We start from the raw sequence: 21,535 nt of genomic DNA on the forward strand, positions 1-21,535 counted from the left end.
ATCAGACGGTCGATCAGGGCTGCCAGATCCCCTCGCCTCCATCGAGCTTGCGATTGAGAAAGGTTGCCGCGCTGATCAACGCCAAGTGGCTCAAGGCCTGAGGCGTATTGCCTAAATGGCAGCCGTAGGCATCGAATTCCTCGGCGTAGAGTCCCAAGGGGTTGGCGTAACGCAACAGTTGCTCGAACTCCAGCTGCGCCTTCTCGACCCGCCCGGCCCTGGCCAGGCACTCGACGTACCAGAACGAACAGGCGACAAATGCGCCCTCGTCGCCCTCAAGGCCATCATCGTGCGTGTCGTCATTGCGATAGCGATACACCATGCCGTCGCGCACCAGCGAATGCTCGATGGCTTCGAGGGTCGCCAGCCACTTGGGATCGCTGGCACCGACGAATCGTACCAGCGGCATCAGCAGCATGGCCGCATCCAGACTGCGGCTGCCTTTGTACTGCACGAAATGCCCGAGCTCGGCGTTCCAGAAGTTTTCCCAGATATCGTCGTGGATGGCCTGGCGGACACCGTCCCAGCGCTCGAAGGGCGCCGGCAAGGAGCGCTTGGCCGCCAGCCGCAGGGCCCGGTCCAGTGCGACCCAACACATGAGTCGCGAGTGGAGAAAATGCTGGTCTTCGCCACGCTTTTCCCAGATGCCGACATCTCGGTCGCCCCAGTGCTGGCAGACGAAGTCGACCTGACGAACCACGTGCGCCCAGCCATCGTGGGAGATCGCCTCGCCATACTTGTTGGCGAGATACACCGCGTCCATCAGCTCGCCATAGATATCCAGTTGAATCTGGTCCCAGGCGCCGTTGCCGATGCGCACTGGCTGCGCCCCGCCGTGCCCGGCCAGATGGTCCAGACTGGTTTCCGGCAGTTCATGTCTGCCGGCAAGCGAATAGAGAATGCCCAGTTTCTCGCAGCCGCCGGCGCAGTCGTCCAGCCGGCGTCTGACCCAGCGCATGTAGGCGTTCGCCTCACTGGTGTAACCCAGGCGCATGAAGGCATACACGGTGAAGGACGCGTCACGGATCCAGGTGTAGCGGTAATCCCAGTTGCGTTCGCCACCCCGCGTCTCCGGCAGTCCGAAGGTTGCCGCGGCGACGATGCCGCCGTGCTTGCGTGAGGTCAGCAGTTTGAGCGCCAGCGCCGAGCGGGTGACGGTCTCGCGCCAGCGGCCGCGGTATTGGGACTGCCGGCTCCACTGGCGCCAGAACTTCAGGGTGTCGTCGAAATAGTGCGAGCAGCGCCCCGCGACCACGTGCGGATCATCGACGCCGCCAAGAATGAACTCCACCGTTTCACCCGGGTGGATATCGAAATCGGCGCAGGCGGTGTGCTCCTCGATGCGCAACGGCGTGGTCGCGGCCAGACGCATGCCCGGCTCGTCCGGTGCCTGGAAGCAGACGGATTGCTGCTCCGGATACGCGGTCGTCTCGGCACGGCTGTAATCCATGCGCACCCTGCAGCGCATGCGGAGGCGCGCACTGCCGCCGTGCACTTGCACACGTCTTACCAGGCGCGGCAGATCGTCGGCGCTTTCTCCGATGGGCATCAGATCAGTGACTTCGACAATGGCTTGTTTGTCGATCCAGCGGGTCTGCAGCACGTTGGTATCGGGCAGGTAGATCTGCAGGCGACGGGCACGGGGCAGATCCGGCGCGAGCTGAAAGGTGCCGGCCTCGTTGCTGTCCAGCAGCGCGCTGAAGATCGACGGGCTATCGAAGTCGGGCCAGCAACAGAAGTCGATGCTGCCCGTGTCGGCGACCAGGGCGGCGCTGCGCATGTCGCCAATGATGCCGTGGTTTTCGATGGGGTTCTGGGCTTCTTCGAGCAGTTCAGCCATTGCCGCGAAACTCTGGATAAAGGCTCATGCCGCCATCGATGAACAAGGTGCTGCCGTGCACGTAGTCCGACGCGTCCGATGCCAGCCAGACCACGGCGTTGGCGACGTCCTGGGGATCGCCGACGCGACCGTAGGGAATCAGTTCGAGCAGCTTTTTTTCCGCGTCGCCATTCCTGGCGTCCGCGTTGATCGGCGTGCTGATCGCGCCGGGTGCGATGCTGTTGACCCGGATCTTCAATTCCCCGACTTCCTGAGCGATGCTGCGCATCAGCAGATCCACACCGCCCTTGGACGCCGCGTAGTTGGCGTGACCCGCCCAGGGAATCAGCTGGTGCACCGAACTCATGTGAATGATCTTGCCCATGGCCCGGGAAACGTCCGGGCGCATGCCCTGCGCGATGAATTGGCGCAGCGCGGCGCGGGCACACAGGAACTGGCCGGTCAGGTTGACGTTGATGACCGTGTTCCAGTCATCGAGCGTCATGTCGACAATAGGCGCATCCTTCTGCAGACCCGAGTTGGCCAGCAGGATGTCCAGCGCTCCGAACGCTTCAAGGGTCTGTGCAAACAGCAGCTCGACTTCGTCCTCATTCGAGACATCGGCGCCGATGGCCACGGCCCGCCCGCCCTTTGCACGGATCTGCTCGACCAGCGCTTCGGCGGGTTCGGCCTTGGAGTGATAGTTGACGACCACCGCCGCGCCAGCCTCGGCCAGCGCCCGGGCAGCGCTTTCGCCCAGCCCGGAACTGGCGCCGGTGACCAGCGCGACTTGTTGCTTGAGTGAGATTTGCATCGGAATTCAGCCTCGCAGTAAGCACCCTAGATGCTGACTGACGAGGCCGAAGGGAAGTTCAAAGCAGCTGTGGCTCAGGGCGCCGGGTTGGGCTGCGCCGCGTGGATCGCCTCGATACCGGCGATGACCTCGTCCGACAACACCAGGTCGATGCTCGCCAGGTTGGTTTCAAGCTGTTTGAGGTTGGTCGCGCCGATGATGTTGCTGGTCACGAACGGACGGCTGGTCACATAGGCCAGTGCCATTTGCGAAGGGTCCAGCCCGTGCTGACGCGCCAGCGCGACGTACTGACTGGTAGCGTGAATGGCTTGCGGGTTGTTGTAACGCTGGAAACGGTCGAACAGCGTCAGGCGCGCGTCGGCCGGACGCGCACCGTTCTCGTACTTGCCGCTGAGCATGCCGAATGCCAGGGGCGAATAAGCCAGCAGACCGATCTGCTCGCGAATCGCCATTTCCGCCAGGCCGACTTCGAAACTGCGGTTGAGCAGGCTGTAGGGGTTCTGGATCGACACGGCGCGAGCAAGACCCCGGCTCTCTGCCAGATGCAGGAAGCGATGGGTGCCCCACGGCGTCTCGTTGGACAGGCCGAAATGACGAATCTTGCCGGCCTTGACCAGATCATCCAGCACTTCCACGGTTTCTTCGATGTCGGTCGAGACATCGCTCGGATCGTGCTGATAGCCCAAAGACCCGAAGAAATTGGTTTTGCGGTCCGGCCAGTGCAGTTGATACAGGTCCAGATAGTCGGTGTTCAAGCGCTTGAGGCTGCCTTCGAGGGCGGCGGTGATGTTCTTGCGGTCAAGGCGCGGGTTGCCGTCGCGGATGTGTTCCATCCGGCCCGGGCCTGCCACCTTGCTGGCGAGGATCCAGTCGGCACGGTCGCCATGGGCCTTGAAATACTCGCCGATGATACTTTCGGTCTTGGTGTAGGTCTCGCCGCGCGGCGGCACCGGATACATTTCGGCGGTGTCGAGGAAGTTGACGCCTGCCTGCTTGGCCATGCGGATCTGTTCGAACGCTTCTTGCTGCGTGTTCTGCTCGCCCCAGGTCATGGTGCCCAGCGAAATAGCGCTGACGGAAATGTCAGTCCTGCCCAATGAACGAAATTGCATTCGGTGGCTCCGTTGTCCGTTTTTCGAATGAAGCGGCCCGATGCGGGTGCGTCGGGCCCGGCAAAGACGACCATTGAAACGCCGTGCAGCCGGCCCGCGCAAGGGTTTTGTCGCCCCGCGCGGAAGTCTTCATCTAGCGATAACCCTGCGCTTGCAGATCGAACAGCGCTGCATAACGGCCGCCGGCGGCCACCAGGCTTTCGTGGTCGCCTCGCTCCAGCACCCGGCCATGTTCGAGCACCACAATGTGCTCGGCATTGCGCACGCTGGAAAAGCGATGGGAAATCAGCAGCGTCATGCGGCCTTTGGCATACTCGCGGAAATGCTCGAACACCGCGGCCTCGGCACCTGCGTCCAGCGCGGCGGTGGGTTCGTCGAGAATCAGGATGTCGGCATGCCGACGCATGTAGGCCCGCGACAGCGCGATCTTCTGCCACTGTCCGCCGGACAACTCCTGACCTCCCGCGAACCAGCGGCCCAGCTGGGTCGAATAGCCTTGGTCGAGTTGCTCGATGAACTGCGCCGCCATCCCTTGGACCGCAGCCTCACGCCAGCGATGCTGATCATGGAAAGCGTCGATATCGCCTACGCCCAGGTTCTCACCGACCAGAAACTGGTAGCGAATGAAGTCCTGAAAGATCACCCCGATGCGCCTGCGCAACGCATCCTCGTCCCAGTCCTGCAGATCGCTGCCGTCAAGCAGGATGCGGCCGCGGTCGGGCCGGTAAAGGCGCGTCAGCAGCTTGATCAGGGTGGTCTTGCCCGAGCCGTTCTCCCCCACCAGGGCGACACTGCGCCCCGGCGCCAGATGCAGGTCGATGTCTTCCAGCGCCGGTCGGCTGCGCCCGGGGTAGGTAAAGCTGACCTGCTCGAAACGCAAGCCGTCACCCGGCTTGACGCCGTGCTGGAGATGGCCGGTCTGCGCCACCACCGGCTGGCCAAGATATTCGTAGAGGTCGGCGAGGTACAGCCCGTCTTCGTAGAGTCCGCTGATTGCGCTCAGGCTACTGCTCACCGCCGCCTGCCCCTGCTTGAACAGCACCAGATACATGGTCATCTGGCCCAGGCTGATCCGCCCGTGCACCGCATCGACCACCACCCAGGCGTAGGCCAGGTAGAAGGCCGCTGTGCCCAACAGCCCCAGCAGAAAACCCCACCCGTCGCGACGCAGGGTCAGACGCCGGTCTTCGGCGTACAAGCGCTCGAAGGTGTCCTGATAGCGTTTGAGCAACAGCGGCGCGAAGCCGAACAGTTTGACCTCCTTGATGTAACCCTCGTGGGAAAGCAGGGTTTCGATGTAGTTCTGCTGGCGGGTCTCGGGCGCGCGCCGGGTGAACAGCCGAAACGCATCGCCAGAAAAATGCGCCTCGGCGAAGAACACCGGCAGCGCGCCGAGCACCAGAATGACCAGGGCCCAGGGCGAGAAATGCACCAGCAGCACGGCGAAACTGACCAGCGAGATCAGGTTCTGCAACAGGCCCAGGGACTTGGTCACCAGGGCAAGCGGTCGGGTCGAGGCTTCGCGGCGAACCCGCACCAGCTTGTCGTAGAACTCCGAGTCCTCGAACTGCATCAGGGACAGGGTCTGGGCCTTTTCCAGAATCAGTCGGTTCACGGTCTGACCCAACTGCACGCGAAGCAGCGCCTGCTGCACGGACAGCGAGCGCTGCGCGCCGGCCAGCAGGGCCAGGACGCCAGCTTCGAGCAGCACAAAACGCAATACCGGCCACAGCGCCGCTTCACCGCTTACCGCTTGCAATTGCATGGCGGCCACCACGGCATCGACGATGCGTTGTCCTATCCAGGCGGCCAACGCCGGCAGCAGACCGGCCACCAGCGTGGCGAGCACCAGACCAATGGACAGGCCGCGGGACGTGCGCCAGACCAGCGCCATTGCCCGCAGCGCCTGCTGGATGAAAGATCTGAAACGGGTGTTTACCGACATAGGTCCTCGAACTCTGGATGGCAACCTGACTCAACAACTAGGCGCGTGATCGCGCGACGTTCCCGACTCACTTTCAAAAACTGACCCGGAGGCCCCTGATGCACGATTCCTGGAACCTGCAACGCTTCGTCGAGGCGCAGAGCCCGATGTATGCCCAGGCGCTGGCCGAGCTGCGCGCCGGCCGCAAACGCAGCCACTGGATGTGGTTCGTGTTTCCGCAGATCAAGGGGCTGGGTCGCAGCGACATGGCGCAGCGCTACGCCATCAGCGGACTGCAGGAAGCCCAGGCTTACCTGCAACATCCGCTGCTGGGTTCGCGCCTGGAAGAATGCGCGAACGCCATCATCCCGTGGACCGACCGCACGGCGCAGCAGATTTTCGGTTCGCCCGACGATATGAAGCTGCATTCGAGCATGACGCTGTTCGCCATGGCGGCGCCGGAACGCAAGATCTTTCGCGAAGTGCTGGACAGCTTCTTCGACGGGCAACCCGACCCCGGCACCCTCGACAAACTGCAAGCCGCGCCGCAACGCCATTAGCGAGAGGCGGAACGCTGCACACAGCGTTCCCGACGGCCATCGACCCGCTCGGCGAACCAGGCGGTGGTCAGGTTGCGGGTAATTTTCGGGCTCTTGAGCTTGATGCCAGGAAGGATTGCCCGGGGCAAGGCCTTGCCTTCAGCCTGCTCGGCCAGGGCGAAGACGCGCTCGTACAAACGGGTGTCTTCGAACGCCAGCGTGTCGCCCTGTTTGAGCTGGCTATAGATAGCCGAGTTTTTCATGTCCAGTCGTTTGCCCAGCGTGCGGATCGCCCGCTCGGTCGCGCTGGGCGAGGTCGAGTCATAGAGAATCAGGTCGCCATCCAGCGCCAGCTCGATGCCGGTCGCGCGACTCACAGCGTTCTGAAACGCTGCGTTACGGCTGGCGTACCAGCCGGCGTTGAAGTCGGCGAAACGGTACAGCGGACGGTCGTAGTTGACCGGGTAACCCAGCAAATGTGCGATACCGAAATACATGCCGCCGCGGCGGGTGAATACCTCGCGTCGAATCGATCCATCCGGCGTGTACGGGTAACCGGCCGCCTGCTTTTCCGCGAAGGCGATGCTCACCTGCATCGGGCCACCGGTGTGCACCGGGTTGAAGTTGCCGAACAGGGTCTGTCCCAATGGGACCATGCCTATGAAATCATCGAAGATGGCCGACAGGTCCTCTTCAGTGCGGGCCGCGTTCAAGCGCGCGGCGTAGGTCTTGCCATCCGGCGAGCGGATGCGCAGTGCTGCGTTGATCAGCGCGCCGGGAATCCGCAGGCGCGCGGCGCGACGATCGATCTCGCCACGGGCGATCTTCGCCATGTTCGGCACGGCGGGGTCGACCTGATAGGTCGACTCCTGCTCGGTCACCGCCAGCACCGAGCAAATGTTCTCGGTGGTCAGCGGGATTTTCTGCGCGGCGAACGCAGCGTGGATGTCAGTGGCCCAACCTGTGCGGTCCGGTGTCTTCGCGGGTATCAGTCGAGCAATCTTCGCCCGCCCCTGCTCGGGGGTCAGTTCAGGCTCCCGGACCCGCTGGCTGCCGCATCCCGCCAGTGCCAACAGGCCCAGTCCTACAACAAGCGTTCTGATCAACGAATTCAAGCCCGGCTCCCTGCTTTACATGATTGCATCGGCAGCCATACCGACAAGGCAAACCGAGTGACGTTCCGGCGCACCTGAAGCGACAGGCATAAAAAAGGGGCCGTACCTGCCTGAAGGTACGGCCCCAAAGCCTGAAGCTCTACACGTGCAATCGGTCAGCGGGCAGTGATGACCGAAAGTCGGGTGATGCCCGCGCGTTCGATCGAGGCCATGGCGCGAGCAACCTCGCCATAGTTCACGCCATCGTCGGCCTGCAACTGGACACGCACCTGCGCATCCTTTTCCTTGGCCGACTTGAGGCTGGTTTCCAGCAGATCCGGCTGGATCTGGTCCTTGTTGATGAACACTTTGCCGTCGCCGTCGATGCTCACCACCAGCGGGTCATTCTGCTCGACGGGCGCCACGGCCTCGGTCTTGGGCAAATTGATCGGGATCGAGTTGGTCAGCAGCGGCGCGGTCACGATGAACACCACCAGCAACACCAGCATCACATCGACCAACGGCGTCACGTTGATTTCGCTGAGCACTTCATCGCTGTCCTGAGTCGAGAACGCCATATCAGGAGGCCTCCTTGACTTTGTGCCCGGAAGCCGGGGCCCCCGCTTTGCCCAGCACCGGATGCAACAGCACGCGGAAAGCATTCTTTTGCGCCAGGCTGTAGAAATCGTGGGCGAAGTCGTCGAGGTCAGCGGCAGTCAGCTTGAGGCGACGCAGGAAATAGTTGTACACCAGCACCGCAGGCACCGCGACGGCAATGCCGACTCCGGTGGCCACCAAGGCTGCGCCAATCGGGCCGGCCACGGTTTCCAGGCTTGCCGAACCCGCAGCGCTGATGCCCTTGAGCGCCGACATGATGCCCCACACGGTCCCGAACAGTCCGATGAAGGGCGACGTGCTGCCGATACTGGCGAGCACCGCCAGCCCCGTCTCCAGCGAGCGGCGCTCACGCACGATCTGCTGGCGCAACGAGCGTTCCAGCCGGTCCTGATGATTGATGGCATGACTGAGGTCGGCAGCCTGGGTATTGTCTCCAACCTGTATCGCCGCATAACCGGCCTGCGCGACGCGGGCCGCCGCGCCTGGCTGGGTCGAGGCCAGTTCAGCCGCGGAGTCCAGACTGGAGGCCGCCCAGAAGTGCTTGTGGAATTTTCGGTCCTGATTCTTCAGTCGCCCGAACTGCACGCCCTTGAGAAGCGCGAGCCCCCAGGTGGCGACGGAAAACAGGATCAACAGCCAGATGACGGCGTGTTCGACGGATTCGAATGGGGATGCCAGTAAGTTCATGGTGCAGGTTCTCGTGCTGATACATCAGTTCGTGTGTCGCGACGCTCCTTTTGTCAGGTGGCTCGCATGGCGTGGCGAAGGCTTGCTTGGGCTTCAGTTGAGTTTGAAATCGATGGGTACGCTGACCCAGCCGTCCTGGGCGATGTCGCCCTGCCTGGCGGGAACGAAGCTCCAGCGCTTGACCGCTGCGAGCGCCGCGTCGTCGAGCTGGGTACGGCCACTGCTTTTCTGGATCTGGATGTTGCCAGGCTTGCCGCTGGCCAGGACATGGACCCTGAGCAGCACCGTGCCCTGCCAATTACGACGCATGGCCAGCGCCGGGTATTCGGGCGGCGGATTGCGCAGGTAACCGGCGCTCGCGGATGCCGGAGTCACCGGCTGGGGCGCGGGTGGCGCGGGCGCGGCAACCGGTTGCGGCGCGGGTGGCTGCTCGATGGGTTTGGCGACCGGTCTGGGCGCAGGCTTGGGCGCCTGTTTGATGACCGGTCTGGGTTTCGGAACCGGCTTGGGCGCGGGTCTGGTGGCCAGTTCGTCCTCGACCGGTGGCGGCGGCTCGACCACGGGCGGCGGCGCAGGCTCAGGCGGTGGAGGCTCAATGACCGGCGGCGCGGGCTGAGAAAATTCGATGGTCATCGGAGGGATTTCCGGCGGCACCACGGGCAGCGGCGGTGTCGGGTTCTGGCTGAGCCAGTAGATGGCAGCGCCGTGCAGGACCAGAGCGAAGGCTCCGAAGAGCGCTTTCTCCCGCTGGCTGAGTACGCCCTTTGGGGTGCTCTGCAGACGCGAATGCGCCAGGGGAGTCCGGTACGGACGGCCGAGGTCGACCAACTCGCCGCCCGATGCGGGCTCCCATGGCAACGGCTGTGCTCCGGCGGCGGTCTGGACATTGCCCATTGATACACTCCTGCATTTTTCAAAAATGAAAATCCAGGTTCTGTCGGTATCAGTCACCTATTCCAAGCACGTGGCTCGGAGGTGATCATGGATGAAAGGGGCTTGTTCCGGAAAAGAATATTTGGTTCGCGGGTTATTCGGTAATCGAATATACCCATCAGCGGAACCGGTCCCGCGGGCAAGCGCGCGGGACCGGCCAGGACGGCGTTTCAGGCGCCGGCAGACCGCGTCGTCCAGTTGCGTACCGGCAACGAGGCTGCGTACGCCATGGCTTCCTGCCGGGTGTTGAACGATGCGAGACGATCGCTCGGCGTACAGACCGTCCATGGCCCTCGGTTGACGCAGACCAGTTGATACCCGTTGAACTGGACTTTGGACAGGATAGGCGTGCTCATATCGACCTCCGCTTGCACAGATCATGTCGTGACCGCCCGCCTACCATACACCCGCCCGAGGGAGCTGTGCTGCCCGCTCGGCGCTCGATCCGTCAGTGCCCGGCGTGCGCGCCATGCGCGCTGTGAGCGTCCGTGGTCAAGGCGCGGGCCGGCGCCATCACTTCGATGTTTTCGGTCGTCCCGCTGGCGTCTTCCACGGTCAGCGTCAGCGGCACCTGATCGCCCTCCTTCACCTGAGCATTCAGGCCCATGAGCATCACGTGATAACCCTCGGTGTCGAAGACCACTGTCTTGCCCGCGGGCAGTTCGACGGCGTCGACCTTCTGCATGTTCATGACATCGTCCTTCATGTTCGACTGGTGGATCTGCACCATCTTCGCGACAGGCGACGCGACGCCCACCAGGCGCGCATCGGTGCTCGACGTCAGGTGCATGAACGCACCGGTCGCAGGCTGTCCGGGTACGGTGGCGCGCACCCAGGCATCCTGCACCTGAGTCTGGGCCTGGACTTGCAGGCTCAGACCCAGCAGCGCGGCCAGCAACGAGGATTTCACAGCAGTGGCGATACGAATGTTCATCAGCAGACTTCCATGAGAGTGAGCAGATCTTCCGCGCATTGCTGGGCGGACAGACGATGCGACAGGCCCAGGCGCAGCACGCCCCGGGTGTCGTAGACATAGCTGGTTGAGGTATGGGAGATGGTGTAGGTGTCGCCCAGCGGCACCTTTTCGAAGAACACCCCGAACTCCTTGGCCGTCTCGGCGGTTTCCTCGAGCGTGCCGGACAGCGCCACGAAGGTCGGATCGAAGGCTTTCACGTAGGCATCGATCACCTTGGGTGTGTCGCGTTCAGGGTCCAGCGTGATGAACACGACCTGGAACGAATCTCCGTCCGCGCCCATCAGTTTCTTGATTTGCGCGGCGCGGGCCAGCGCCGTCGGGCACACGGCCGGGCACTGGGTGAAGCCGAAGAAGATCATCGGCATGAAGCCCCGGAAACTCGACAGGGTTTTCACGTTGCCCTGGGGATCCTTGAGCTTGAAGTTGCGGCCGACAATCTCGTTGCTCATGTCCTTGCCATATTTGAAATCCAGGGCATTGGAGTTGCCGCACCCGGCCAGGGCGCCAAGGCTGAGCAGCGACAGGCCCGCGAGTACGTCGCGGCGGGTCAGATGTTGTGTCATGCGTTACGGTCCTATGGAGGAACAGGCACGGCACGCCGAACGTTTGGCTATGCGGTCCTGCAGGCAGGCAAGGCACCGAATCGAAACGGTCCTTGCGGGCACGATGGGCTCGGGTCCTGCTCAGGGTGCCTGCGGTGCCAGCCCGGGAAATCCATGTCTGGCGGCAATCGGCGCGGGCGCCGCGGGAAGGCGTCTGGCGCTGTCACGAACCCGACGCCGCCAGGTCAGAGCGGCGATGAGGGCCAGCGCGCCGATCACCTTTCCGGCGAACAGACAGTCGAACATTGCCAGTGGCATCAGCGAAGCGTGACCGGCCTCACTCGCGGTTTCGGCCGGCCCGTGCAGCGCTTCGTCGCCGCAGATATCCATGTCGTCCATCGGAATCGGAGACAGCCGCTCACCGGCCAGCATCTGCCCGTGTCCGACGCTGCACAGCAGGCCGTTGAGCAGTACGAAGACGAGGAGTATCCAGGCCATGGGATGGCGGCGGGCACGAACGGAATTCATGGTCGCGAATTTACCACCATGGGCCACCGAGGAATACCGCCGCAACAGGCGCGCGCGGGCGGCGATCGCCAAAGTCGCGCAGTGCCGGGGCTCGTCGTGCTTGCGACAAATGGCCGCACCCGATGCTGGCAGGCGTCGAGCGTGATGGTTATGCTGCGCTCATGAACGGTATTCTTCATGATTTCCCCGTCGCCCCGACCCGCTCGCCCTGCCCACCGGGCCTGTGCAATTGTGAGCGAGAACGGCTGGAAGCGCCTGAAGCCGACCGGCGCATCCTGATGCTGACCCGTGAGGAAGAACAGCGTCTGCTCGAACGCCTGGAACGTATCGAAAGCTTGGCGGATCTGGAGCACATGCAGCGCAAGCTGCTCGAGCAACTGGGCGTTCGGGTGGAGGTCGCTCCGGGCCCCAACGAGGTACGGACCATGCGCGGCATCAGTATCGTCGTTCATGCCCAGAGAGGGTTGTGCCGCAAGACCCGGTCATCCATACCCGCCGCGATCCGTCGTGGACTCGAAGCCCGCCCGGACATCGCCTGGGCGCTCCTCAACGCCAACGACCTGCTGCGTGATGCCTGATCGGCACAGCGCGAATCCGTAGGAGCGGATTTATCCGCGAAGCGTCAGGCCAGGCAACCCATCTCAGGCGGGATCCAAGGCCCTTCGCGGATGAATCCGCTCCCACAACGTTTGCAAGGCCATGACCAATTGCAGAGATCTAACGCGGATTGGGCTGGTCATCCATCTCGGCGTTGTCGACGTCGACGTCCGGCATTTCTTCCAGCACCGGTGCTTCGTCGTTCGTGTCCAATGGTACCTCACCGTCGTTATCTGGGAGTTCGTCGACGCCTGCCTGATCGCTGGGGTTGAGGTTGGTCCGCCCGGGACTCAGGGGTTCGTTGGACGCCGGTAATGGCTCGTCGTTATCTCGCCCCGATTGCAGTTGCGTGTCTTTGTTCATCGCAGTCTCCTTATCCGGCGTTGCACTCTGTGTGTACTGCAATAGATTGCGCCGGATGCCTGATCGTTCGGAATATTTGCCCAATGGCATTTGCCAGCATGCTCTAGATGAGTTTTCTTACATTCTTGATCCGCGTTGTACTACAACCGAAGTGCATGTAATAATTTCGTTACAAATGGAACTCACATGGCGCTTTTATGTCAGCCGGCCGAAATATTGTCCGACACTTCCCCTCCACCTTCCGCCATCTGAATGCGAAGCTCTACTTGGTCGAGCCTCCGGCGAGCGCAGCCGCTCATGCATTCAAGGGATTGATCGAGTCCCGCATACATCGTCGCAACCGGAAGATGGACAGAGTGAGCGCCCCGCTGCGCGGACTTGAAACTGAAGTCTTCGCCAAATCACAGCCCCTGGACAACTTGCGCCCAAAGATCCGTGTCACGCTGTGGCGTGCCAAGCGCGATGGCATGTTCGACTGGCCGCTCGAAGAGGTCATCAATACGGTCGAAGCTCAACAGCGCGGAGCGCCTGTGGCGCGCCTGACCGGTTTTGGCTACAGCAAATCTCGAATTGGCGTGACCGAAGAGTTTTTTATCTTCACTGAATTACTGACCTCCCACAGCAACGGGATGGACTGGATTCAGGAAGAAGCTAACGATATCGAAGCCTTTATTCGAATCGCGTTCCAGTTGCTTAAGCAATTGCACGACAAGCACCTGACGCATATGGATTACTGGGCCAATAACGTCATGGTCAGCCGTTCGTCTACAGAGCCGCACAAGGCGATTGATCTGGAGAACTGTTTTCTGTCGAGTTCCAGCGATTACCTCAGTGAGGTGCTGGGTTTTCAATTCGGTTTCTTCTACCGCAGGGACATTTATCGCTTCATTACCGAAGCGCGTTACGACCAGCTAGTGAATGAAGAACTCGCACGGCATTACAGCGGTGTCGACCGGGTACGATTCGACAGCGTCTACCCGCTTGCGAAACACGAAGTCATCAGCCGACGGGCACGCCGTGAGGTATTTCTCAAGGGCACAGTCGTTACCGGCTGACGCCTGCGCCGCATTGACTCAGTTCAGGCGCGTTGCCTGCGCCAGAGAGTCATAGGCCCTTTCGCAAGCTTGTCCGGCTATTCGGCTTGCATCAGCCGTTCTCGCCAGCTCTCCCGCTCTTTCGTCAGCGCGGCGGCGCAGCTCGGCGAGCACACGGGTGAGGTCGCCGATTGCCGCGCCTCCCTTGGCAACTCGGGTATCGCAGGCGCGTCGACCGGCAAGCAGCCTGTCGACCTGCCGCTGCAGGCCGTCAGCAGTAGAGGCAGCCAGAGCAGCGTCATCCAGCGCCGCCTTGATTCGGTCCTGAGCATCATCTTGCACCTCGTTGATTTGTCGCTGTCGGCGCTGCTCCTGAGTGCGAGCCGCGTCCAGCGCCGCTCGGGCGGCCTGTTCGACCCGCACTACGTACAGCGCGTGTTCGGTTTTCGCTTGCGCAAGCGCCAGGCTCTGATAAACCAGCGAGACGCTCAGCGCGACGATCAGGCACAGCGCGGCCCAAAGGCGAGCGGGCATGGCTCCCAGTGCCGCGATCATGCCAACCTCCCGCCTGCCGCCAGGTAAAACGCGAGCAGCTTGTCCGCCTTGTGAGGATTCTGCCCGTAATCGTTGCCGGGAAAACTCGCCCAGATGTTCGAGCATTTGCCGATCGCCTCGATGATTCTTCCAGCCTGGATGTCCTCCAGCGCGCGACGCTCGCGTATCTGTTGCAACGCCACACGGTCCTGATTCTGCGGCGTGTAACCGCCTTCCAGCCCCAGGCGGGCCCGATACGCATCCCAGTAGCGCTCCAGCAACTGATAACGACCGGCCGCGGTGCTGGTCACCTTTTTGCCATTGATGGGAAACGTCAGTCGCAGACGCGGGTGATCCAGGTAGCCGTGAAACAGTCCGCCGCCGTACAACACGTTGTAGCCGTCGTCGCTGCCGGCGACGGTGCGGGTTCCTTCCGAGTCGGCAATCATGTCCAGGAAAGCCAGGACATTGCTGCCGCCGGCACTCTGTTCGGTAATGACAGGCATCTACATTTCCTCCAGACGAAAAAAAGCCCGCGCGAGGCGGGCTGGGGTAAACGGTGGTGCGGGCCGATCAGTGCATCAGGTCGGCCCGGTTGCGAGGCAGCATCCGGGCCATGTTGCCCCGGGCGTACATCACGAAGAACAACACACACAGCATCACCAGGGTAAGCGGCGGTTGCACCACGGCGGAAAACTGGCTGAAGTTCACCGCGACCCGGTAGGCCTCCGCGGCGTTCGCGCCGGCAAAGGTCGCGGCTATGACCCCCACGGTCTTGCGGTGCCTGGCGTTGCTGCTCTTGTAGCCGGCGACCACGATGAATATCAGCAAGTGGCAGACCCCACGGGTACTCAGCAGCACGTCGGGGATAATGCCATCGAGCCATTCGGCGGCTGCATGGATCCAGAGACTGAGATCATTCATCGCGCTTCCCTCGTTTCAGAAATTCCGGCAGAAAACCTCTTGCCAGGTTGACGAACCAGTCCACCCAGTCAGGGCGCGGACCTCCATCGGCCCAGCGTTTGAGCGAGCCGAATATCCATGAGGCGAGCGCCGAGGCGACGCAGGCGAGGAACGAGGCGGCTCCGCTGTAATTCAAGAGATTGAGCATCATGATCCCGAACATGTAGCCAATGATGCAGGAGCCCAGCGCGTAGAAAATGCGCGTGCTCCACGGCAACGCGGCGGATGCGCCCAGAAAGAAGCAGCAGCCGCCGATCGCGGCCAGTGCCATGCTGTGATCGAACGAAAACAGATAGGTCGCGAGAGCGACATCGCTTGCGTTCGCTCCGGCGCCGGCCAGGACGCCCGGTATGGTTTCAGCGCTCATACGCACCCCATGCATTGCTGACGATGATCCTTTGAAAACGCAAAAGCCCCGAACGGGTCGGGGCTTTCGGGTTCGTGACGGGCACAAAAAACCCCGCAGCATGGCGGGGTCGAGGAAGCGATTTGCGGCAGGCGAATCGCTGGATATGGCGAAAGACTGCCGCAGCGCCGACAAAACGTCAAGCCGCTGCGTTCATGCTGGCCAGCACGAGGGCCACAGGTGCCAGCGCCTCGCGATCCAGCCTGTCGCAAACTGAGAAACAGGACTCGACGAAACGCCCCCAGTCCCGCGCCCACTGGTCGCCGACCAGCGCGACGCCGCAGGTATCGAGTACCCATCGGCGCATGGCGCAGGCACTGGGCAAAGGATCATCCCCGGCGCCCTGTCCTCCCTGGTTCATGCGCCGATAACGCAGGACGACGGCGCGGGCCACGTAGCGAGCCTTGTCGAACTTGCGCGCGGTCATCTTCGGCAGCCTGTGACACGCCAGTCGCCAGACGATCTCTTCGGCAATTTCCCGCTCATCGCTGCCGGCCAGCGGGTTGTACAGGTGATCACCGAACGCACGCAGATGTTCAGGCAGCGCGCCGACGGCGTGCTGGACACGGGCCGCCAATGCCTGGTGAACGCTGCGCCCGCAGCTCGAGCGACGGTCCGTTTCCTGAACGCCACGACCGAGGCGCGCCATTTGCTCCAGCCGCGCGCCGGAACCGTCCCAGCGACTGTAGAACGCGTCGTGCCAGGCCAGCCTGGCCGAATTGAGATTGATCATGATGCCCTCTCCTTCCTTGTGGCTACGCCTCAAGCGGCCTTTACGCGGCTCTGGCGCAACAGCGCCAGCGCCCGGTTGCCGACCTCCGGCGTTCGCTGCCCGACGCTGCGCGAAGGCAGGCCAGCGGGTATGTCGCGCAGCGGCAGGCCGTCGATCAGCCTGCGCACGGTGATCTGGTAGTTACGCTCGAACAGCTGACGGCTCGCCTCGCCCGGCAGCGTGAGCAGAGCGTGAAAGCCGCACTGCACCGCTGCGTGGTAAACCGCCTGATGGGACCAACTGGCGGCGCGCGCTTTGCCTGGATGGGCATTGGCAATCGCCTGCGCGTAAGCCTGCTCGACTGGAGGGAGGCCCAGCCGCTCGGGAGCAGGACGGGACATCGCAATGAACTGGCCGACGCTGGGCGCAAAGGCCGTCGCGAGCGTTCGACATTGCTCGATGCCGTGCCGGACCTGGCCGATCCGGTCGATGCCCTGGCTCATGAAAGCCTTGACCCAGCTGCGTTTGGCGGCCTGAAGCGTGTCGTCGTCGGGCCATGCTTGGCGCCATGCGGGAAAGATCGCCTGCAGCTCCCGAAACAGCAGATTTACCACTTTGACGGTGTCCGGGTCGATGCGCGACGGTCCGTCCTCCCGATGTGCCGACGCCTCGATGACAGGAATAAGTTCGCTGGCGGATTTCATCACAGTGCTCCTAGATCGACGGCCCACGACGTGTCGTCGAAGTTCGGCCCTGTACCGGATCGGCGGGCCGGAAAGGCGCGGACGTTGCTGGCGGTGGCCCGGTCCCGCTTGACCCACTTGACCAGCAGGCACACCCAGGCGGTCTCGCTCTCGCGGCGTCCGGTCGCCGAGTAGTGACACACGAATGCCGCAGTCGCCTGACGAGTGAAATGCTCGACCGCGATGCCCATTCGCGCGGCGTAGGCCCGCAGCAGTGCCGGGTCTGGCACCCAGTCCAGGGTCATCGCCGCATCGGCACGAGCCGGATCAGGCGTGTTGTGTTCTCCTGTCCATTCCCCTTCCCCTCCGGTGCCGGTCACCTGCATCGGGCTCGACGATGATTCGCCGAGCGGTCGGCGAGCCGTCGACGAGTGCTCGCCGACTTCGCCGCCGGGTGCGGGGTACTTGTAATTGCGTTTCTCGATTTTCTGGTGGCGCCAGCCACGTATATGCAGGTAATGCCGCTCTTCGACACAGTAGTGTTCAGTGAGACCGGCGGCGTTCAGTTCCTCAAGCAGCTCGCCCACTTCCTCGGCGGTGGTCGGATCGCCGGGAAAGACCAGCGCCTTGATGGTCCTCGGCGCCAGCGGATGATTGCCGCCGTCGTCGCAGAAATTCCACAGACCGATGAATAACAAGCGGGCGAGCGGCCGGCAGGACATGACCTGTTCGCTCGACCAGAACTCTGGCTTGATGGTACGTATGCGGGCCATCAGGCGTTCCTCCCCGCGCGGTTCAGCGAATCGGAATCAAGCGCCGTGAAGCAACCGTCCCAGCCTTTTTTCATGGGCAGCTTGCCAGCGCGGTACAGCTCGTAGAGACGTTGCGCCCCCTTGGGCAGCAATACCGGCGTATGGGCAACGAAGGGTTCCTTGCCCTGCGGTGCGATATGCGATCGCTGCTCCGCCATGTACCTGTCACGCGCGTAGGACGCCACACGCCAGCGCACCCCGGAGGTACTCTCGTTGTACAGCCAGCGACGGCGCTTGAGAAAGTGCCCGAGCTGCATGAGGTTGACGCCGTTGAGCCCTTTGCAGAACTGTGCGGCGGTCATGCCCGCGTGGAACAGACTCGCAGGTTGTGCGGGCTGTTCAGGCAGGCTGTCGATCCGGACCGTCAGGACCCAACTGTCCTGTCCGCCCGCCAGAGCGCTGCATATCGACTCGACCAGGGATGCCGGCCAGACGATGTCCGACGGCGAAGGATCGACCGGTGTCTGTCCGGTCGCCTGTACGGGGATGATTCTCGCGTGCATAATCGGCCTCACTGTGGTGGAACGACCCAGTTGAAAGAGCCGGGATTGCGCCCCGGCTTTTTTGTGCCTCAAGCTTTGTGTTTACCTCCTCATTTTCTGCTCTGCCGTTGCTCAGGCCGCCGACTGTTTATCGAACGCAGGCGGCGGAAAGGCATCGTTCAGCTCGCAGCGAGCGCCCAGCAGATTGAGCGCCGCTACTATCTGGCGTGCCTGCTGCAGCCCCGGCTTGCGCAAGCCAGACTCGTAGTTGGCCAACCTGGGCTGGCTCCAGCCCAGCGCCCGGCGCAAGTCCGCCTGGCTGATACCTGCGTGTTTCCGGATCGCGCGAACCTGATTCATGGGAAATCTCCTCAATGGACAGTCTCACCATAATCACGTTTCGTGATTTGTGCAAACACAATAAGTGAAAGCCGGTTATTTCGTTTCGTGATTGAATCCGGCCATGAATGAATCCATTGGCAGGCGCATCAAGCGCTTGAGAACCCAGGCAAAGATGTCCCAGGCCCAGCTGGCCGAGGCTTGCGGCTGGAAGTCCCAGTCGCGCATCGGCAACTACGAGGCGGACTCCAGAGAGCCCTCACTGGCCGATATCGGCGTGATCGCCAAAGCATTGGGAGTAGAAGAGTCGGAGCTGTTGCTCGAACAGCCAGCTTCGAACGTCGAGGCCTCCTCTGCCGATCTGGTGCGACAAATGCTCGCCCGACATGGACGGGGCCTGTCTGTCGAAGCACGGCAACGCATCGTTGCCGCCGCGGTCGAGACGGACATCGGGCGACCTGTTTCAGGCCCGGTACTGGCGCCGGACGACGAAATCCACATTCCGCAGTACGACATTCGGGGCGCGATGGGTCACGGCCAGGTCCCCGCGGACTACAACGAAGCCATCCGCAACCTGATCGTGCGTGAAGAAATCCTGCGAGAGAAAGGCGTCAGCTATACCTCGGCCGCCGCACTGGCCGTGATAACCGGCTGGGGCCAGAGCATGGAAGGCACCATCAACGACAAAGACCCGGTAATCGTCGACCGAGGCGTCAATGAGTTCGTCGGCGACGGCATCTACGTGGTTACCTGGCATGGGCTGCTGTACATCAAACGTCTGCAGGTCCAGGACGCCGAGCATTTCTGGCTGATCTCGGACAATCCCAAGCACAAGGATCTGGTCGCGAGGGTCGAGGACGTGACCATTCATGCCAAGGTGCTGCTGATCTGGAACGTGCGCAAGGCCTGAGGCGACGTTTGAAGGGAAGCCCGCCTGTCGGCGGGCCTTTTTTCGTCATCAGAACGGCGGCGGCGCGCACGCCATTTCAATCTCGTTTTCCATCACCACCTGATCGTGATCGCCAGGACCGTCCCACCTGAGCGTCACGCTATCGTCGTCGTTGAACTGCAGGTCCAGCTCGTCGATGGCCACCAGAACTTCCATCACCTGCTCCCAGTCACTCTCCAGATCCGAGTCCAACCGGTGGATTCTGACCCAACGCTGCGTCTGCGCCACCGGATGGTTGATCATCGCTGATACGCGCAAAGCAAGACGTTCCGTTCCGCTCAGCACCTGGCGCGACTGCGCCGCCGAATTTTGCTGCATGACCATAGTGACTCCCTGATAGCTGTACATCCATACAGTGAATATCCAGCATAGCCAATCAGGTAGGAAAAGATAACCGTTCGCGTAGGACAATCTATTGAAACACGATACGTGTTGACACTGCCAAACACATAGTGTGATTTTATAAGCGCCGGCGTCGTGAATCCTGTGCAGGCCACACGTCCGGTTGGCCTGGCAATCCTGCCAAGCCATGATTTTTATCGTCGAGGAGCCATACCATGACCGTAAACATCAGCAATTTCAAAATCGCCACCCCGGTGGCAACATCCGCCACTAACCCCGTTGCGCTGGAACTCAATGGCGCTCAGGCGCTGGCGCAGTTTCCCAGCGTGCTGACCGAACTGAGTGATGGATCGGTACAGTTTTCAGCGCCGACCAAAGGGGCGTCGAGTAAAAGCACGCGCCGCACTCGCTGCGAGTGGAAAGAAAATGCCTATTGGTCGATCGCCAGCGCGCCGCTGCACGTGAATCACCAGAAAATGACCCTGAGCAAAGTCAATTCCGCGCAGAAAGTGGTGATCTCCCAGGTACATGTGAAGAACGATGACAGCCCCGCTATCAAGGTCTTCTGGCAGAAGGGCAAGATCACCATGGGGTTTCGTCAGAGTTTCAACCAGCCGGACCCGGTCAACTCTACCGTGCTGGCTAACGTTCCGCTCAATACCCCGTTCGAAGTCACGATCAAGGTGACCTCTGCGGGTGTTGCCACCGTGACAGCGGTCTGCAACGGGGCTTCCGGCACCTCCGGGCCGCTGCAGATGGACTCCTCGTGGTTTTCCCAGATCCTAGGGTTCCACGGCGGGATCTATAACCAGATCGATTACAGCGACAGTACCCCTGCTTCGGACGGCTCGATCTGCGTCATCAGCGACCTGGCGGTCAGTCACGGCTGACTGCCCGGCCCCGTACGGGCGTGCAAGCACCGTACGGGGCTGTCTGGCTGGCGCCGCGTATTCGCCGCAGCGCGCCAGTCGATATTTCGAATCCCTCGCAAAGGCGGGCAATCATGGATGCGCCATTCAAGCGTGCACAGTTCGAATACGATCATCGACAGCCGACGGACGATGAAGACACACGCGGACTCAGATGGATCGAAGATGGGGTGGAGCAATTACTGATCGGCGGCGATGTGCTCTTCAAACGCAGGCTGCACGCCGTTCAGGGCGTGACCTTCGAACAGTTCGCCATTGCGGTGGACGAGTTTGCATCGGAGCGGCTGAGTGGTTGTGGTACCAGTCCTTCAGTGCTCGGCCGCTTGATAGTGGCCGCGCGCCGGAAGGCGGCGTCGGAGGCCGCGAGCGCCGCCGCGGAAATGCTGGGCATGCCGGATGCTGATGAGGCCCTGCGTCAGATCGCGGCGCGGCTGCTCGAACCGCAGGTCAGGGAAGGCCTGATCGCCAAGGATGAAGACGACGAATTGTAACCGGGAACCGCCCATGAGGTACGCGCAGTCCTGGCGGGCTAGGCGGCATTGCGCTCGATCAGATCATCGACATAGCGACACACCTGACGAGCCAGGCTCCGCGCCGCTTCCTCTTCATCACGGAAGGTCCCACGGTCGCAGAACACCAGGCATCGATGTGCCCCGTACTCCTGGAATAGCTTGAGTTCGCTCATCACGCCCAGAGGCACGTGCAATAGCCGCACCTCGACCCGGTAGCTACGGTATGTCGCGGATATCACTGGAGAGTTGCGGAACATGGACAGGACCTGACTCTACGAAATCGACCCGTCAA

The 21,535-nt window shown here is 62.2% G+C and carries 30 protein-coding genes; 6 read left to right on the forward strand and 24 right to left on the reverse strand.

The annotated features are described in order from the left end of the window. Positions 1 to 13: 13 nt before the first annotated feature. From TRP66_RS03930 to TRP66_RS03945, 4 genes are all read right to left on the reverse strand, one after another. On the reverse strand, positions 14 to 1,840 hold the full coding sequence (locus TRP66_RS03930; protein ID WP_333400038.1) for a glycoside hydrolase family 15 protein: 1,827 nt from the start codon (positions 1,838 to 1,840) through the stop codon (positions 14 to 16). Beyond that, the gene (locus tag TRP66_RS03935) at positions 1,833 to 2,633 is read right to left on the reverse strand and encodes an SDR family oxidoreductase (RefSeq protein ID WP_333400039.1); all 801 of its coding nucleotides are present in this window, start codon (positions 2,631 to 2,633) and stop codon (positions 1,833 to 1,835) included. The genes TRP66_RS03930 and TRP66_RS03935 overlap by 8 nt, the downstream gene beginning before the upstream one ends. A 74-nt stretch (positions 2,634 to 2,707) precedes the next feature. Next, positions 2,708 to 3,745, reverse strand: coding sequence for an NADP(H)-dependent aldo-keto reductase (locus TRP66_RS03940; protein ID WP_333400040.1), 1,038 nt, complete (start codon positions 3,743 to 3,745; stop codon positions 2,708 to 2,710). 133 nt (positions 3,746 to 3,878) lie between these two features. Continuing rightward, on the reverse strand, positions 3,879 to 5,690 hold the full coding sequence (locus TRP66_RS03945) for an ABC transporter ATP-binding protein (protein ID WP_333400041.1): 1,812 nt from the start codon (positions 5,688 to 5,690) through the stop codon (positions 3,879 to 3,881). A gap of 98 nt (positions 5,691 to 5,788) precedes the next feature. On the opposite strand from TRP66_RS03945, the gene TRP66_RS03950 reads away from it, so the two are divergent. Continuing rightward, complete coding sequence (locus TRP66_RS03950; RefSeq protein ID WP_333400042.1) at positions 5,789 to 6,229, forward strand: DUF1810 domain-containing protein; 441 nt, start codon at positions 5,789 to 5,791, stop codon at positions 6,227 to 6,229. Here the strand turns inward: TRP66_RS03950 and TRP66_RS03955 are convergent. The 8 genes from TRP66_RS03955 to TRP66_RS03990 form a co-directional block, all read right to left on the reverse strand. Beyond that, complete coding sequence (locus tag TRP66_RS03955) at positions 6,226 to 7,314, reverse strand: DUF1615 domain-containing protein (RefSeq protein WP_442965169.1); 1,089 nt, start codon at positions 7,312 to 7,314, stop codon at positions 6,226 to 6,228. The two genes, TRP66_RS03950 and TRP66_RS03955, sit on opposite strands and share 4 nt — an antisense overlap. 164 nt (positions 7,315 to 7,478) lie before the next feature. Further along, positions 7,479 to 7,880 carry an ExbD/TolR family protein gene (locus tag TRP66_RS03960; RefSeq protein ID WP_333400044.1) on the reverse strand — a complete coding sequence of 134 codons (402 nt, stop codon included), beginning with the start codon at positions 7,878 to 7,880 and terminating at the stop codon, positions 7,479 to 7,481. Between the two features lies 1 nt (position 7,881). After that, positions 7,882 to 8,607 carry a MotA/TolQ/ExbB proton channel family protein gene (locus tag TRP66_RS03965; RefSeq protein WP_333400045.1) on the reverse strand — a complete coding sequence of 242 codons (726 nt, stop codon included), beginning with the start codon at positions 8,605 to 8,607 and terminating at the stop codon, positions 7,882 to 7,884. Between the two features lie 93 nt (positions 8,608 to 8,700). After that, on the reverse strand, positions 8,701 to 9,501 hold the full coding sequence (locus TRP66_RS03970; RefSeq protein ID WP_333400046.1) for an energy transducer TonB: 801 nt from the start codon (positions 9,499 to 9,501) through the stop codon (positions 8,701 to 8,703). Positions 9,502 to 9,710: 209 nt separating this feature from the next. Then, complete coding sequence (locus TRP66_RS03975) at positions 9,711 to 9,896, reverse strand: DUF2188 domain-containing protein (protein WP_333400047.1); 186 nt, start codon at positions 9,894 to 9,896, stop codon at positions 9,711 to 9,713. Between the two features lie 92 nt (positions 9,897 to 9,988). After that, the gene (locus tag TRP66_RS03980; protein ID WP_333400048.1) at positions 9,989 to 10,474 is read right to left on the reverse strand and encodes a copper chaperone PCu(A)C; all 486 of its coding nucleotides are present in this window, start codon (positions 10,472 to 10,474) and stop codon (positions 9,989 to 9,991) included. Then, positions 10,474 to 11,079, reverse strand: coding sequence for an SCO family protein (locus tag TRP66_RS03985; protein WP_333400049.1), 606 nt, complete (start codon positions 11,077 to 11,079; stop codon positions 10,474 to 10,476). Before TRP66_RS03985 ends, TRP66_RS03980 begins: the two co-directional genes overlap by 1 nt. Positions 11,080 to 11,199: 120 nt before the next feature. Continuing rightward, a complete protein-coding gene (locus tag TRP66_RS03990) occupies positions 11,200 to 11,586 on the reverse strand; it encodes a hypothetical protein (RefSeq protein WP_333400050.1) in 387 nt (128 codons plus the stop codon). A 161-nt stretch (positions 11,587 to 11,747) separates the two neighbouring features. On the opposite strand from TRP66_RS03990, the gene TRP66_RS03995 reads away from it, so the two are divergent. Then, the gene (locus TRP66_RS03995) at positions 11,748 to 12,164 is read left to right on the forward strand and encodes a hypothetical protein (RefSeq protein ID WP_333400051.1); all 417 of its coding nucleotides are present in this window, start codon (positions 11,748 to 11,750) and stop codon (positions 12,162 to 12,164) included. A 139-nt stretch (positions 12,165 to 12,303) separates the two neighbouring features. On the opposite strand, the gene TRP66_RS04000 is transcribed toward TRP66_RS03995, so the two are convergent. After that, entirely contained in the window at positions 12,304 to 12,546 is a 243-nt protein-coding gene (locus tag TRP66_RS04000) for a hypothetical protein (protein ID WP_333400052.1), read from the reverse strand. Between the two features lie 347 nt (positions 12,547 to 12,893). Between TRP66_RS04000 and TRP66_RS04005 the strand changes: the two genes are divergently transcribed. Then, complete coding sequence (locus TRP66_RS04005; RefSeq protein WP_333400331.1) at positions 12,894 to 13,601, forward strand: hypothetical protein; 708 nt, start codon at positions 12,894 to 12,896, stop codon at positions 13,599 to 13,601. 18 nt (positions 13,602 to 13,619) lie between these two features. On the opposite strand, the gene TRP66_RS04010 is transcribed toward TRP66_RS04005, so the two are convergent. From TRP66_RS04010 to TRP66_RS04050, 9 genes are all read right to left on the reverse strand, one after another. After that, on the reverse strand, positions 13,620 to 14,135 hold the full coding sequence (locus TRP66_RS04010) for a DUF2514 family protein (RefSeq protein WP_333400053.1): 516 nt from the start codon (positions 14,133 to 14,135) through the stop codon (positions 13,620 to 13,622). Continuing rightward, the gene (locus tag TRP66_RS04015; RefSeq protein WP_333400054.1) at positions 14,132 to 14,620 is read right to left on the reverse strand and encodes a glycoside hydrolase family 24 protein; all 489 of its coding nucleotides are present in this window, start codon (positions 14,618 to 14,620) and stop codon (positions 14,132 to 14,134) included. The genes TRP66_RS04010 and TRP66_RS04015 overlap by 4 nt, the downstream gene beginning before the upstream one ends. A gap of 67 nt (positions 14,621 to 14,687) precedes the next feature. Continuing rightward, complete coding sequence (locus tag TRP66_RS04020; RefSeq protein ID WP_333400055.1) at positions 14,688 to 15,038, reverse strand: phage holin family protein; 351 nt, start codon at positions 15,036 to 15,038, stop codon at positions 14,688 to 14,690. Then, positions 15,031 to 15,444 (reverse strand): putative holin, encoded by a 414-nt coding sequence (locus TRP66_RS04025; RefSeq protein ID WP_333400056.1) that lies wholly within the window; start codon positions 15,442 to 15,444, stop codon positions 15,031 to 15,033. Before TRP66_RS04025 ends, TRP66_RS04020 begins: the two co-directional genes overlap by 8 nt. A 178-nt stretch (positions 15,445 to 15,622) precedes the next feature. Next, the gene (locus tag TRP66_RS04030) at positions 15,623 to 16,216 is read right to left on the reverse strand and encodes a hypothetical protein (RefSeq protein WP_333400057.1); all 594 of its coding nucleotides are present in this window, start codon (positions 16,214 to 16,216) and stop codon (positions 15,623 to 15,625) included. A gap of 29 nt (positions 16,217 to 16,245) precedes the next feature. Further along, positions 16,246 to 16,899, reverse strand: a complete 654-nt coding sequence (locus tag TRP66_RS04035) for a replication protein P (RefSeq protein WP_333400058.1) — start codon at positions 16,897 to 16,899, stop codon at positions 16,246 to 16,248. Then, positions 16,899 to 17,651, reverse strand: a complete 753-nt coding sequence (locus TRP66_RS04040; RefSeq protein WP_333400059.1) for a DnaT-like ssDNA-binding domain-containing protein — start codon at positions 17,649 to 17,651, stop codon at positions 16,899 to 16,901. Before TRP66_RS04040 ends, TRP66_RS04035 begins: the two co-directional genes overlap by 1 nt. Then, a complete protein-coding gene (locus TRP66_RS04045) occupies positions 17,651 to 18,193 on the reverse strand; it encodes a hypothetical protein (RefSeq protein WP_333400060.1) in 543 nt (180 codons plus the stop codon). The genes TRP66_RS04040 and TRP66_RS04045 overlap by 1 nt, the downstream gene beginning before the upstream one ends. Before the next feature lie 111 nt (positions 18,194 to 18,304). After that, complete coding sequence (locus TRP66_RS04050; protein WP_333400061.1) at positions 18,305 to 18,532, reverse strand: helix-turn-helix transcriptional regulator; 228 nt, start codon at positions 18,530 to 18,532, stop codon at positions 18,305 to 18,307. Positions 18,533 to 18,635: 103 nt separating this feature from the next. On the opposite strand from TRP66_RS04050, the gene TRP66_RS04055 reads away from it, so the two are divergent. Continuing rightward, entirely contained in the window at positions 18,636 to 19,421 is a 786-nt protein-coding gene (locus tag TRP66_RS04055; RefSeq protein WP_333400062.1) for an XRE family transcriptional regulator, read from the forward strand. 48 nt (positions 19,422 to 19,469) lie between these two features. Here TRP66_RS04055 and TRP66_RS04060 read toward each other — a convergent pair whose 3' ends face one another. Then, positions 19,470 to 19,784, reverse strand: a complete 315-nt coding sequence (locus TRP66_RS04060) for a DUF1654 domain-containing protein (protein WP_333400063.1) — start codon at positions 19,782 to 19,784, stop codon at positions 19,470 to 19,472. 233 nt (positions 19,785 to 20,017) lie between these two features. On the opposite strand from TRP66_RS04060, the gene TRP66_RS04065 reads away from it, so the two are divergent. After that, on the forward strand, positions 20,018 to 20,692 hold the full coding sequence (locus TRP66_RS04065; protein ID WP_333400064.1) for a polysaccharide lyase family 7 protein: 675 nt from the start codon (positions 20,018 to 20,020) through the stop codon (positions 20,690 to 20,692). Positions 20,693 to 20,805: 113 nt separating this feature from the next. Next, on the forward strand, positions 20,806 to 21,222 hold the full coding sequence (locus TRP66_RS04070; protein ID WP_333400065.1) for a hypothetical protein: 417 nt from the start codon (positions 20,806 to 20,808) through the stop codon (positions 21,220 to 21,222). 38 nt (positions 21,223 to 21,260) lie between these two features. On the opposite strand, the gene TRP66_RS04075 is transcribed toward TRP66_RS04070, so the two are convergent. Further along, the gene (locus TRP66_RS04075; protein ID WP_333400066.1) at positions 21,261 to 21,500 is read right to left on the reverse strand and encodes a hypothetical protein; all 240 of its coding nucleotides are present in this window, start codon (positions 21,498 to 21,500) and stop codon (positions 21,261 to 21,263) included. Positions 21,501 to 21,535: the final 35 nt, after the last annotated feature.

Origin of the sequence: Pseudomonas sp. JDS28PS106 (assembly GCF_036706555.1) — a bacterium.
GTDB lineage: Bacteria > Pseudomonadota > Gammaproteobacteria > Pseudomonadales > Pseudomonadaceae > Aquipseudomonas.